We start from the raw sequence: 12599 nt of genomic DNA, 5'->3' as shown, positions 1-12599 counted from the left end.
CCTCCCGGCCTTACTGTTCTCACGCGCCTTCTCCGTTGCCTATCTGCCAGATGAACGTCGGATCGCTGCCGTTCACTTCCCAGTCACCCACATTGCGGATTTTGTAGATCACCGGATTGTGTGATGAGACCGTGCGGGCGTTACGCCAGTGGCGGTCCAGTGCCTTGCTGACGCGGGTGTCCGACGCGCCAAGCGCATTAAACAGCTCCGTGGCGGCCCGCGTCACCAGCTCCGTGGCTACGGTCTGCGCTTTAGCCGATTCCACTTCTGCCAGCACGTTAGCCGCGTGAAGCGCTGTAGCATCCGCGCCACTGAGCTGTAATTCAAACGCCCGCTGCAGTGAGTGGGTCGCGCGCTCAACGGCGGCTTCAGCGGCCCAGGCCCAGCTGCTGATCTGTCCGACCACCTGCAGCACCTGCACATCCTGCCTCACCTGAGGGGCGTTGCCGTGACTGTAAATCCGCTTACGCTGCGCCACCCCCTGTGCCGCATCGCGCACCACCGCCCGGCCAATTCCCGCCAGCGTCGCGAGCAGGACATGCTGGTAAAAAGCGGTCTGATAGCGGAAGCGCTCGCTGAAATCATAAACGTGGGGCTGCTCAACCCCGGCCTGATGAAAGCGGGTGGTGCCGCTGCCGGTCAGCCGCTGCCCGAAACCATCCCAGTCGTCATCGCGCTCCACCCCGTTCTGGTGCGTGTTCACCAGCGCAATCACATCACGGCCATTGTCCGTCCGCTTTGCATAGACATCGATCCAGTCGGCATAGAGGGTTCCGGTGCTGTAAAACTTTTCACCGCTGATCACCCATCCCGCCGGCGCGGGGGAAACCTGCGTGGTCACCTCACCCAGCTTCACCGCGCCGACCTCGCTCCAGCCGCTGCCCACCAGCTCACCGTCGACGAAACGCCGGAACCAGCGACGGCGTGCGTCGCTGTCAGGCTGGTTCAGGCGATCCTCGATAAAGGCAAAGTGCGCGCGCAGCGCCTGTGGCAGGTTCGAATCTGCCTCGGCCAGGTCAGTCAGTAACGAAAAGAGCTGGGGCAGCGAAACACCAAAGCCGCCGTCCTCTTTCGGGATTCGCAGTGTGCCGAACCGGGCCTCTTTCAGCCAGCGGATCGGCTCATGCAGCAGCGTGCGTCCGGTTTCCCGTGCCGCCGCCTCGCTGGCAATACGGGCAAAAAGCGGTCTGAAATGGTCACGCAGCGCGGCAAATTCAGTCGGGTTGAGTTCAGACATGATCGTCTCCTGTGGCGGGTTGTTCATCAATGTCCTGTCGGGTCGGTTCAAACTGGACGATCAACAGGAAAATAATCGGAATAAGGGCGGCGAGAGAGACAATCCAGAACATGTTGGTGCCGTAGCGCGCCTGAAGAATGGGCAGAATAAACAGCGCCAGCGCACTGCCAATGCCGGAAAGCGAGCGGCTGAAGCCGACGCCGGTGGCCCGGATATGCGTCGGGTAGGAGAGTGCCGGATAGATCATCAACTGCGCACCGGGCCCGAAACCTTCAGCAAACAGCCAGAGACCGAGCATCAGCACCGCCACCACCACACCCGTCGTCGCCTGCGGATGGCCAATCAGTGCCAGCGAGATCAGCGCGATAAACTGCAGCGCAAAGCCGGCAATCGCCACATGACGGGAGGGGAATTTCCACGCCAGCCGCATGCCCAGCAGGCCGCCGGTAAAGGCAAACAGCGCATTCAGCCCCAGCGAGGCAGAGATGGTTTCGAAGACGCCCGCTCCCAGAAACTGCGCAAGGATCGACGGCAGGAAGAAGGCGATGGCGGTGTATTCAAAGGCGATACAGACGTTCATCACCCCACTGACCAGCGTGCGCTCCAGATAAGGCTTCTGAAACAGCACCCGGAAACTCACTTTCGGCGCCGCCTTCACGGTAACGCCACTTTCGGGTTGCACTTCATGCGCCTCAATGCCGTAAGAGTCGCGCAGGATACGCACCGCACCACGCAGATCGCCCTGATTAGCCGCCCAGAGAGGAGACTCGTTCATGAATCTGCTGCGCACCGCAATAATCAGCAGGGCCGGTACGGCACCAAACAGCAGCGAGGCGCGCCATAACCAGTCGATGTGTTCAGCAGGCAGCAGAAAATAGAGCGCAAAAATAATGAAGAAACAGGCGGATGAGGCGGCATACCACATCGGGCACCAGGCCGCGAGGCGCGACGCTTTATTGCCTTTGCCGGAGAATTTAGAAAACTCCGCCAGATAAGCCATGGCTACCGGCAGATCGATCCCCACGCCGATCCCCATCAGAAAGCGCGCACCAATCAGCACCCAGACGTTGGGTGCCAGACCCGCAGCGATGGCGGAGACGACAAAGAAGAGCATATCCGCCATAAATACGGAGTAGCGGCCATATTTATCAGTCAGCCAGCCGCCGATCAGATTGCCCACGATAGTGCCGATCATGATGGAGGAGGTCACCAGCCCGGTGAGCACCGGCGTCAGGCTGAACTCCCTGACGACATCATCAATGCCGTAAGAGAGCGTCGTCAGGTCGTAGGCATCAAGAAACACCCCGCCCAGCGCCAGAAACACGATCCAGCGGGCGTAGCTGTTTTTCTCACTTTTACTGTTGATAAGCCGGGCCACGTCGCTCACCGAACGCACCGGCGTGGAGTGGGGCGGCGGGATGGTCAGGGTGTCGTCAATATTCAGTGTACTCATCGTATCCTCGTTATTGTATTCAGCAGGTAACGAGGCTTTTATAGGTATTCCCGGCGCAGTAAACAACCAACAAATATGGATAACGATTATAATAAATTCAATAAGTTAATGCGATTTTACTGGCATGCGAAAGGCCGGATGAAGGGGTTATTTCATCCGGCAGCGTTCAGGTAAATCCGGTGTCAGGCGGCTGTGCGTACAGCCTGATGCTAAACCGCCAGGTTGAGCGTCCGCTGCGCTGAATCAGAACGCCGGCGATAGCCAGCCCCCGGATGTGGCAATGCCAGCCGTGGCCCCTGTCCGAACAGCTTTTCACGCAGCGTTCCCGGCTGATAATCCTGCTTATAGACACCCCGTTTTTGCAGCTCCGGCACCAGCAGCTCCACCACGTCGGTAAAGGTTTCATGCGTTACGGCGTAGGCGAGGTTAAAACCATCCACATCGGTTTCCTCCACCCAGCTCTGCAGCTCATCCGCCACGGTTTCAGCACTGCCCACCAGCAGTGGCCCGAATCCCCCGATCCCGACCCAGTCTGCCAGGCCCTGGACCGTCCACTGGCGGTTCGGATCGGCGGTGGAGAAGGTCTCTACCGCCGACTGAATCGCATTGGTGTGCAGATGCTTCAGCACCTGATCCGGCTGATACTGGCCGAAATCGATACCGGTCCAGCCGGAGATCAGCGCCAGCGCGCCTTCGTAACTGACATAGCGTTTGTACTCCTGCCATCTGGCCTGCGCTGCCAGGTCAGTTTCACCCACAATCACCGTCTGCAGATTGAAGATCAGTATGTCGCGTGGATCGCGTCCCGCTGCGGCGGCTCGCTGGCGAATATCCGCCACGGTTTTTTTCAGCAGCACTTTCGAGGGCGCCGCCACGAACACGCACTCGGCATGTTCTGCCGCAAACGCCTTACCGCGGCTGGACGCTCCCGCCTGGTAGAGTACCGGCGTGCGCTGCGGTGACGGTTCGCAGAGATGAATGCCCGGCACCTGAAAGAAGGTGCCCTGGTGGTTAATCGGATGAATTTTATCGGGGTCGCTGAAAATATGGCGTTCGCGATCGCGTACGACCGCGTCATCTTCCCAGCTTCCCTCAAGCAGTTTGTAGATCACCTGAAGATATTCATCGGCATAGTCATAGCGCGCGTCATGATCGGTCTGCGTCTGCTGGCCGATATTGCGCGCGCCGCTCTCCAGATAGGAGGTCACAATGTTCCAGCCGATGCGGCCTTTGGTCAGGTGATCGAGCGTGGAAATGCGCCGTGCAAACGGGTAGGGGTGTTCAAACGAGAGCGAGGCGGTGAGGCCAAACCCCAGATGCTCCGTCACCAGCGCCATCGGCGTAATTAACGCCAGCGGATCGTTAACCGGCACCTGGGTGGCCTGGCGAATGGCCGCCTGATTATTGCCGTTGAGCACATCATAGACGCCCAGTACGTCCGCAATAAACAGCCCGTCAAACTTACCGCGCTCCAGCAGGCGCGCCAGGTCGGTCCAGTATTCCAGATCTTTATACTGCCAGGAGCGGTCGCGGGGATGCGCCCACAGGCCGGGTGATTGATGACCGACACAGTTCATATCGAAAGCATTAAGGCGAATTTCACGTTGCGATGACATAGCGACTCCTGAGCGGATGCGGCAATCGCTTGCCGCCCGCGTATAGATTGAGGTTTTTTCAGGGCTGAATCAGTGCGTCAGGGAGCCGGGACATCGCTCACTGAGGGAGGAGGGCGTGATGCTCAGCAGCCTGTGCGCCACCGATTCCGCATGCTCTGCCACCTGTGGCAGTCCCATCAGCTCGCCAAAACGTCCGCGTGCGGCAGGCCCGGCGACATAGAGATGCGGGTTGGGTTCGCCCCGGGCATCCAGCGTCTGCGACAGTGCATTGACGCTGATGCCCAGCCACAGTGCATCGGGCTGAATCACGCCGTCGCGGTGTAGCTGGCGCAGCAGGGCATTGCTGTTGAGCAGCGCGTTATGCGCCGGGCCGGTCGTCACAATCACCCGATCCACTACCTGGCTCTCCTGATGCGCGCCCCGCAGCCGCAGCGTCAGCCGGAGCGCGTCTCCCGCCGGTTCGGCGGCGATCAGACGCGCCGCCCGCAGCGAAAGCTGACCGCTGGCCTGCAGCTGAGTCAGCACCTGGCTGACCTGCGGGGCGATGCGGTAGCGGTGAACGTCCCACCAGGGACGAAGATGCTGCAGAAAACGTTGCTGTTCATGCAGCGGCAGGCTCTGCCAGATACGCTGCCCGTTGCGGCGGATATCATCCAGCACGAGCTGCCAGGGCAGGTTCAGCGCCGTGGCCTGTTTAACCTCCTGACGCACCCGATGTAACCAGCCTCGCGCGCTGGCGGGCTGCGGCAGTCGGTAATCCAGCGTGTACTCTTCTTCGCTGCCGCTCAGGTTGGCGCGCGGCACCAGCCCGCGACGCGAGAAAACGGTTATCCCGCCGCGATGCCGCTGGCGGTGCATCGAGGCGACGACATCAGACATGGTCAGCCCTGAGCCGATGATCGCCACCCGCTCGTCTGGCGCAATCCGGGCCAGCGCATCACCCTGCCAGGGATTAGCGATGACGGCGGGGTGCGCCTGCAGCGGTTTAAGCAGCGCAGGCAGTTCAGGCGGCGGATGACTGATCGCCAGCACCACCTGATCGGCCCGGATGCGCTGACCTGAAGCCGTAGTGACGATGCCATCCTGCAGGGAAACCGCGCTGTCCCGTAAATGGCGCAGCGTCACAGGCGAGTGCTGCTGCTGATAAATAAACTGCGCGTTGACCCAGCGGCCAAACTCACCGCGCTGCGGGTAAACATTGCCGTCATGCCACAGCGCGTCCGGATCGTCGCGGAACTGAGGCGAGGCGCGGTAGTCACGGTCAAACGCGCCCGCTTCATCCCCGGCCAGCTGCATTCTGGCAGCCGGCACATTGATACGATGCGCCGGATCGGGCGTGCCATACGCCACACCCTGCGCCAGCTGCGCCCGCGGTTCGATCACCGTCACGCTCAACCCCGCCTCGCCCAGCCGGGCGAGATGGATCGCCAGTGCGGTGCCGGTGAATCCCCCGCCGATGATGACAATCTGCTGTTGTGACATAAACGAGCCTTTTCTTCTGTTAACTGGCGCTGGAGTGCTTTTCCGGGCGACGATCGCCGCCAATGGTTTCGCCAAAGGGCCCGGTATTCACGCTGCGCTGTTTCTTTTCAGCATTTGCCGCCAGCGGTAACAGCGGCATTACCAGATCGGCAAAGCGGTGCGCCTCTTCAAGGTGCGGATAGCCGGAGAAGATAAAGTTCTCAATCCCCAGCGCCTGATATTCACGAATACGATCGGCAACCTGCTGCGGATTGCCCACCAGCGCGGTGCCTGCGCCGCCGCGCACCAGTCCCACGCCCGCCCAGAGATTAGGCCCGATGCGCAGACTCTCGCGCGACCCCTGATGCAGCGCACTCATCCGCGCCTGACCGGCTGAGTCCATCCGGGCGAAAATCTTCTGCGCTGCAGCGATCGTTTCGTCATCCAGATGCGAGATCAGCCGATCGGCGGCGGCCCAGGCCTCCTCTTCCGTTTCCCGAACAATGACATGTAACCGGATGCCATAGGAGAGCGTGCGGCCCTGTTCCTGCGCCCGCTGACGCACTACCGCCAGCTTCTCTGCCACCTGTTCGACCGGTTCTCCCCAGGTCAGATAGGTATCGATCTGGCTGGCGGCAACGTCGATAGCCGCCTCTGAGGAACCGCCAAAATAGAGCGGCGGGCCGTTCTCCTGCACCGGAGGAAAGAGGATCTCCGCGCCTTCTACGCGAATGTGCTCTCCTGCGAAGTCGACCTTCTCGCCTTTCAGCAGGCGGGAGTAGACGTCGAGAAACTCCCTGGTCACCTGATAGCGCTCGGCGTGACTGAGGAAGATGCCATCACCCTTGTTCTCCACCGGGTCGCCGCCGGTGACCACGTTAATCAGCAGACGCCCGCCCGAGAGGCGATCCAGCGTCGCGGCCATGCGTGCCGCCAGGCTCGGCGGTTGCAGGCCGGGGCGTACGGCCACCAGATAGCGCAGTTTTTTGGTGATCGGGGCCAGCGCCGAGGCGACCAGCCATGAATCTTCGCAGCTCTTGCCGGTCGGGATTAACACACCGTAGTAGCCCAGATTGTCTGCCGCCAGCGCCACCTGCTGTAAATAGGGTAAATCGACCGCCCGGCCTCCTTCGGTTGTCCCCAGATAGCGCCCGTCACCGTGGGTGGGCAGAAACCAGAAGAGATTCAGGTTTTCCTGTGTCGCGTGACTCATTAGCAGATTCCTTTATAACGATATTTGAATTTAATACATAGGGATAATCCCTTTTGTTATATAGCCATTAGCAGATAGCGTGCCAGAGTAAGTAACTATTTTTATCCCGTTAATTCAGTGAGATAGGCATCTACGATTTCGACTGGCGCTGCTGCATTTGCAACAGCCAGGGTGGCAGGCTGTCGCGTCGGCAACAATCCGGCACCTCTGGCCTCTCGTTTATGCGGCGGACGCGCGGTATGGTCATCACTCTTCTGGTAACCCGGTAAAACGAGATGCAGATTTCCAGCCCTGAGTTGATTGACCCCGCATCACGCGCGTTTAAAAGCGTGCTGGATCAGCTCGCCCCCACCGATGCGACCGTACTGATCATTGGCGAAACCGGCACCGGTAAAGAGGTGATGGCGCGCTATCTGCATCACCACAGCGCGCGCAGCCGGCAGCCGTTCCTGGCGGTTAACTGCGGCGCGCTGACCGAAAGTCTGGCGGAGTCAGAACTGTTCGGGCATGAGAAAGGGGCGTTTACCGGCGCACAGGAGCGGCATCGCGGCTGGTTTGAAGCGGCAGAAGGCGGCACGCTGCTGCTGGATGAAGTCGGCGAACTGAGTCTGTCGCTACAGATAAAGCTGCTGCGCGTGCTGCAGGAGCGTGAGATCACCCGCGTCGGATCGTCACGGGCGGTAAAGGTCAACGTGCGGGTGATTGCGGCGACGAACCGTGATCTGGCCGCAGCGATTCGTGAACGGCGATTCCGGGAAGACCTTTACTACCGGCTGAATGTGGCCAGCGTGACACTGCCTCCGCTGCGCCAGCGCAGCGAGGATATCCCGGTGCTGGCCACGCACTTTCTGCAGCTCTATGCGCGTCGCCTGGGCCGTCCTCAGCTCCGACTCAGCGAGGATGCGCTGGCGACGCTGATGGCCTACAGCTGGCCGGGCAACATCCGCGAACTGGAGAACACGCTGCACAACGCCGTGCTGCTCAGCAAAAGCTCCGTGGTAACGCCGCAGCAGCTGCGGCTGAGTCCGCTGGCGGAGAGCGATCTGCCGCCTGGCGAAGAGGCGCTGGATCAGTTCCTGCGCCAGCAGATGCAGCAGAGCGAAACGCCACTCTATCCCCGCGTGATTGCCGCGCTGGTGAAAAATGCGCTGGAACTGACCCAGGGCAATCAGCTTCAGGCTGCCGCTCTGCTCGGCATCAGCCGTCATACGCTGCGAACCCAGCTGGGACACCTCGGCGTGATTAAACCGCGCCGCACCGCACTGCGTCAGCGCCAGACCGCTTCCTGCCAGGCTCCGGAGCATGAGCGGGAACTGCGCATCGGTTATCAGAAGTTCGGCAACCTCGGTATTCTGAAAGCGCGTCAGTCGCTGGAACAGCAGCTGGCGGATCGTGGCGTCAGCGTATTATGGAGCGAGTTTCCGGCGGGTCCACAGCTTCTGCATGCGCTGAGTAATAAGGAGATCGATTTCGGCACCACCGGCGAAGTGCCGCCGCTGTTTGCCCAGGCCAGCAACAGCCCGATGATTTATGTCGCCTGGGAGCCAGCGGCGCCGCAGAGTGTCGCGCTGCTGGTGCCGGACAGCAGCCCGATTCAGCAGATAAGCGATCTCAGAGGGAAGCGTATCGCCGTCAACCGCGGCTCCAACGTTCACTATCTGCTGCTGCAGATTCTTGATGAGGCGGGGTTAGCCCTGGATGATGTGCGTATCGTCTACGCGCCGCCCCGATATCCCTTAACGCCCAGCGATCTCAATGCGGTGGATGCCTGGATGATGTGGGATCCCCTGCTCAGCGATGCCGAGAACAGCGGTCAGTTCAGGGTGATTGCTGACGGCACCGGGCGGGTCAACAACCATCAGTTCTATCTCGCCGAACGCGGATTTGCCGCCCATTCGGGCGATCTGCTGCAGGTTCTGCTTGGCGCGCTGGAGCAGACGGGACGTTACATTGATGCGCACCGCGCGGAAGCGGCCGGGCTGCTCTCCACCGAACTCGGCATCTCCACTTCCTCTCTGATGCATGCCCTGGCCCGGCGCAGTCATCAGACCCAGCGCATGAATTTAGCCATCATCCGCGAACAGCAGACCATCGCAGACCGCTTCTATGCGCTGGGGCTGTTTAATCGCGCTATCCGGGTTCGTGAGTCCGTCTGGCATCCATAGCGTTTTTTCAGCTAAGCATCGAACTTTTCCTCGCTAAGCGCGGCAACCCGCGTTTGATATGTTGCGCTGACTACAACAGACTCAGGAATGAGAAATGAAAAAAGTATTACTCAGCGCACTCATTATTGCCGCTCAGGCGGGCTTAGCGTTCAGCATCCAGGCAGCAGAGAAGCCCGAAACGATCAATATCGGTTTTCAGAAGGCCAATATCTTCGCGCTGCTGAAATATCGCGGCACGCTGGATCAGGAATTTAAAAAGCAGGGGATCGCGGTTCACTGGATTGAATTCCCGGCCGGGCCGCAGATGCTCGAGGGGCTGAACATCGGCAGCATCGACCTCGCGGCGACCGGCGACGCGCCGCCCACCTTTGCGCAGGCCGCCCAGGCCGATCTGGTCTATCTGGCACACTCGCCCGCCAACCCGAAAACCGAGGCGATTGTGGTTCCGGCCGACTCGCCGATCAAAAGCGTTGCGGATCTGAAGGGGAAGCGCGTCGCGCTGAACAAAGGCTCTGACGTGAACTATCTGCTGGTTACCGCGCTGGAGCAGGCGGGGCTGAGCTACAAAGACATTACGCCGGTTTATCTGCCTCCTGCCGATGCGCGTGCCGCTTTCCAGCGCGGCGCAGTGGACGCCTGGGTCATCTGGGATCCTTACTATGCAGAAGTGGAAACCAATGCTCACGCGCGGCTGATTAAAAATGCAGAAGGACTGGTGCCCCATTACACCTTCTACCTCGCCAGCCGTAAGTTTGCGGAAGGGTACCCGCAGATCGCCAGCAAGGTCGTGGATGAACTCGGCACGCTCAGCAGCTGGGCCAATCAGCATCAGGAAGAGGCAGCCAGAATCATGTCCACCTCAACCGGGCTGCCCCAGCCTGTCTGGCAGCGCGCGCTGGCGAGAATGCCGTTTGGCGCAGAGCGGATGACGCCAGAGGTCTTCACCCAGCAGCAGGCGCTGGCGGACACCTTTACCCGGATTGGTCTGCTGCCGGTGAAGGTCGATATCCGCAGCGCCACCTGGTCGCAGGATAAAAAGTAGGTGAGAGCCGGGCGGAGGTTCGGGGGAGCTTCCGCCTGACGCCAGAGGGGACACCGGCACGGCCTCTCCATCCGTCCGGAGCCTGTTTATGACGGTCAGGATATTATCCGCCACCGGCTCCAGAGCAAAAATTAACCTGCCGTAAGGCAAGCGGCAGCAGGATGCAAAGGCGTTGATCAGGTGAGAAACAGGAGGGCTTTAGCGAAGCGGTGCTTACATTTCATAGGGTTACATAATATTAATATCCTCAGACTGCGTCATGCGCTGTTCTACACTTACACATTCAATCACGTCATTTGATTGAAAAAGCAGCATCACGAAGAGGGTGGCGACCGCAAACATTCACGCAGCCGCAGCCTTCATAACTGATCATGCACGTGAGGAGAACACCATGAAAGCAGTTGTCTATAACGGACCTTTTGACGTTTCAGTCAAAGAGGTGCCGGATCCCAGAATCGTTCGTCCTACCGATGTCATTGTCCGTATTACCACCACCAATATCTGCGGTTCCGACCTGCATATGTATGAAGGGCGCACCAGCTTCGAACAGGGTCGCATCTTTGGCCATGAAAACCTGGGCCAGGTCATTGAAATCGGCGGCGCGGTTGAGCGGGTCAAAGTCGGCGATTATGTCTGCCTGCCTTTTAATGTTGGCTGTGGATTCTGTGAAAATTGCGAGAAAGGGTTAACCGGCTACTGTCTCACGGCAAACCCGGGTACGGCCGGTGCCGCCTATGGCTTTGCTGAAATGGGCGAATGGGATGGCGGACAGGCGGAGTTACTGCGCGTTCCCTATGCTGACTTTAACTGCCTGGTGCTGCCGCCTGATGCGGTAGAAAAAGAGGAAGACTACGTTCTACTGTCCGACATCTTCCCCACCGGCTGGCACGCCACTGAACTGGCAGGCTTGCGCCCCGGAGAGAGTGTTGCCATTTACGGTGCCGGCCCGGTCGGCCTGATGGCTGCACACTCGGCCCTGATTAAGGGTGCCTCGCAGGTATTTGTGGTGGATACCCATCCGGACAGACTGGCGCTGGCCGAACAGATGGGCGCAGTGGCCATCAACGGGGTGGGCGATGAGGCCGTCAATAAAATTCTCGAGTTAACCGATGGGCGCGGCACGGATTGCGGTTGCGAGTGCGTGGGCTATCAGTGCTGCAATAAACATGGCCACGAGGATAACTCTGCCACGCTGAACAGCCTGGTCGCCTCAACCAAGGCCACAGGCGGCATCGGTGCGGTAGGCGTTTTTGTTCCGCAGGACCCCGGCGGCGCGACCGATCTGGCCAAAGAGGGTAAAGTGCCTTTCGATTTTGGTAATTTCTGGTTCAAGGGTCAGTCGATCAAGACCGGCCAGTGTAATGTCAAAGCGTACAACCGCCAGCTCGCCAGGCTTATCCATCAGGGCAGAGCCAATCCGGCGCAGATCATTTCGCACCGACTCGCGCTGGCAGACGCAGCCGAAGGCTATAAGCATTTTGATGATCGTGATAATGGCTGGACAAAAGTCATTCTGAAACCCTGACAGGTCGTTCAGAAGAGATAAGACACATTCAGGCGGTGGGAAGAGGGAGAACGCAAACTGCCTGTCTGTGGCTGGGGATGTTTAGTGCATTTATGACCCGCCGTAAACGCGTTCGCGTGTCCTGCAATCCCTTCATAACCGTGCTTAGTTAACGGAAACAGGTTCTCCGTTCTTCAAAGAAAAATGATGAACATTACGGTTTTCAGTCAACGCACGGCGACTGGTCAGCTATCCTTCAGCCTGATACTATAAAGACCTGTTAAGCAGTCCCGGAGGGCCTATGCCTCATATTATTTTAAGCGACACCAGCGCCAGCGTCAGTGAACTGAAGAAAAACCCGATGGCGACCGTCAGCGCCGGTGATGGCTATCCGGTCGCTATTCTCAATCGCAACCAGCCTGCCTTCTACTGCGTCCCGGCTGAGCTTTATGAGCAGATGCTGGATGCCCTTGACGATCAGGAACTGGTTAAGCTGGTCCAAGAACGCAGTAATCAGGCTTTGCTTGATGTCGATCTGGATGCGTTTTTGTGAGTTATACCGTCAGGTTCCGCGAAGAAGCATTTAAAGAGTGGCAGAAACTGGACAAACCTCTCCAGCAGCAGTTTGCCAAAAAGCTGAAGAGGTGCTGTGAGAATCCTCATATTCCCTCTGCCAGACTGCGTGGGATGAAAGACTGCTATAAAATCAAACTCAGAGCGTCCGGTTTTCGCCTGGTTTATCAGGTCACAGATGACCAACTGATTATTGCCGTCGTTGCAGTGGGCAAGCGTGAGCGCAGTGATGTTTATCATCTGGCGAGCGAGAGAATGCGGTAGCAGGGCTGGGATTGCCCGTAGATGCATATTTTCGGTTGAGGTTATAAGCTTTATCAGAATTTACTTCTATT

General features: G+C 59.1%; 10 protein-coding genes. 5 read left to right on the top strand and 5 right to left on the bottom strand.

Going from position 1 to position 12599, the window contains the following annotated elements; all coding sequences use genetic code 11:
• Positions 1-19: 19 nt before the first annotated feature.
• The 5 genes from AC1V0D_RS20180 to ssuD all read right to left on the bottom strand — a co-directional run bounded on the left by AC1V0D_RS20180 (position 20) and on the right by ssuD (position 6980).
• A complete protein-coding gene (locus AC1V0D_RS20180) occupies positions 20-1237 on the bottom strand; it encodes an acyl-CoA dehydrogenase family protein (RefSeq protein ID WP_482907958.1) in 1218 nt (405 codons plus the stop codon).
• A complete protein-coding gene (locus AC1V0D_RS20175; RefSeq protein WP_482907957.1) occupies positions 1230-2690 on the bottom strand; it encodes an MFS transporter in 1461 nt (486 codons plus the stop codon). The genes AC1V0D_RS20180 and AC1V0D_RS20175 overlap by 8 nt, the downstream gene beginning before the upstream one ends.
• Positions 2691-2899: 209 nt before the next feature.
• Positions 2900-4306 (bottom strand): LLM class flavin-dependent oxidoreductase, encoded by a 1407-nt coding sequence (locus tag AC1V0D_RS20170; RefSeq protein WP_058958143.1) that lies wholly within the window; start codon positions 4304-4306, stop codon positions 2900-2902.
• A gap of 69 nt (positions 4307-4375) precedes the next feature.
• Entirely contained in the window at positions 4376-5788 is a 1413-nt protein-coding gene (locus tag AC1V0D_RS20165; RefSeq protein WP_482907956.1) for an FAD/NAD(P)-binding protein, read from the bottom strand.
• Positions 5789-5807: 19 nt separating this feature from the next.
• The gene (gene ssuD / locus AC1V0D_RS20160) at positions 5808-6980 is read right to left on the bottom strand and encodes an FMNH2-dependent alkanesulfonate monooxygenase (protein WP_058958145.1); all 1173 of its coding nucleotides are present in this window, start codon (positions 6978-6980) and stop codon (positions 5808-5810) included.
• 275 nt (positions 6981-7255) lie between these two features.
• Between ssuD and AC1V0D_RS20155 the strand changes: the two genes are divergently transcribed.
• The 5 genes from AC1V0D_RS20155 to AC1V0D_RS20135 all read left to right on the top strand — a co-directional run bounded on the left by AC1V0D_RS20155 (position 7256) and on the right by AC1V0D_RS20135 (position 12528).
• Positions 7256-9145 carry an aliphatic sulfonate ABC transporter substrate-binding protein gene (locus tag AC1V0D_RS20155; protein WP_482907955.1) on the top strand — a complete coding sequence of 630 codons (1890 nt, stop codon included), beginning with the start codon at positions 7256-7258 and terminating at the stop codon, positions 9143-9145.
• A gap of 94 nt (positions 9146-9239) precedes the next feature.
• Complete coding sequence (locus tag AC1V0D_RS20150; RefSeq protein ID WP_009093155.1) at positions 9240-10187, top strand: sulfonate ABC transporter substrate-binding protein; 948 nt, start codon at positions 9240-9242, stop codon at positions 10185-10187.
• 391 nt (positions 10188-10578) lie between these two features.
• Positions 10579-11712 carry a glutathione-independent formaldehyde dehydrogenase gene (locus AC1V0D_RS20145; RefSeq protein ID WP_009093156.1) on the top strand — a complete coding sequence of 378 codons (1134 nt, stop codon included), beginning with the start codon at positions 10579-10581 and terminating at the stop codon, positions 11710-11712.
• A 280-nt stretch (positions 11713-11992) separates the two neighbouring features.
• On the top strand, positions 11993-12244 hold the full coding sequence (locus AC1V0D_RS20140; RefSeq protein WP_140029888.1) for a type II toxin-antitoxin system Phd/YefM family antitoxin: 252 nt from the start codon (positions 11993-11995) through the stop codon (positions 12242-12244).
• Positions 12241-12528 carry a type II toxin-antitoxin system RelE family toxin gene (locus tag AC1V0D_RS20135; protein WP_482907954.1) on the top strand — a complete coding sequence of 96 codons (288 nt, stop codon included), beginning with the start codon at positions 12241-12243 and terminating at the stop codon, positions 12526-12528. The genes AC1V0D_RS20140 and AC1V0D_RS20135 overlap by 4 nt, the downstream gene beginning before the upstream one ends.
• Positions 12529-12599 lie beyond the last annotated feature (71 nt).

The sequence above is a fragment of the Pantoea sp. PA1 genome (assembly GCF_056856975.1).
This window is presented reverse-complemented; position numbering and strand designations above follow the sequence as displayed.

What these genes read in the sequence shown, in the direction of transcription:
- AC1V0D_RS20180 (WP_482907958.1), bottom strand. Translation starts at nt 1,237, where the DNA reads ATGTCTGAACTCAACCCGACTGAATTTGCCGCGCTGCGTGACCATTTC.
- AC1V0D_RS20175 (WP_482907957.1), bottom strand. Translation starts at nt 2,690, where the DNA reads ATGAGTACACTGAATATTGACGACACCCTGACCATCCCGCCGCCCCAC.
- AC1V0D_RS20170 (WP_058958143.1), bottom strand. Translation starts at nt 4,306, where the DNA reads ATGTCATCGCAACGTGAAATTCGCCTTAATGCTTTCGATATGAACTGT.
- AC1V0D_RS20165 (WP_482907956.1), bottom strand. Translation starts at nt 5,788, where the DNA reads ATGTCACAACAGCAGATTGTCATCATCGGCGGGGGATTCACCGGCACC.
- ssuD (WP_058958145.1), bottom strand. Translation starts at nt 6,980, where the DNA reads ATGAGTCACGCGACACAGGAAAACCTGAATCTCTTCTGGTTTCTGCCC.
- AC1V0D_RS20155 (WP_482907955.1), top strand. Translation starts at nt 7,256, where the DNA reads ATGCAGATTTCCAGCCCTGAGTTGATTGACCCCGCATCACGCGCGTTT.
- AC1V0D_RS20150 (WP_009093155.1), top strand. Translation starts at nt 9,240, where the DNA reads ATGAAAAAAGTATTACTCAGCGCACTCATTATTGCCGCTCAGGCGGGC.
- AC1V0D_RS20145 (WP_009093156.1), top strand. Translation starts at nt 10,579, where the DNA reads ATGAAAGCAGTTGTCTATAACGGACCTTTTGACGTTTCAGTCAAAGAG.
- AC1V0D_RS20140 (WP_140029888.1), top strand. Translation starts at nt 11,993, where the DNA reads ATGCCTCATATTATTTTAAGCGACACCAGCGCCAGCGTCAGTGAACTG.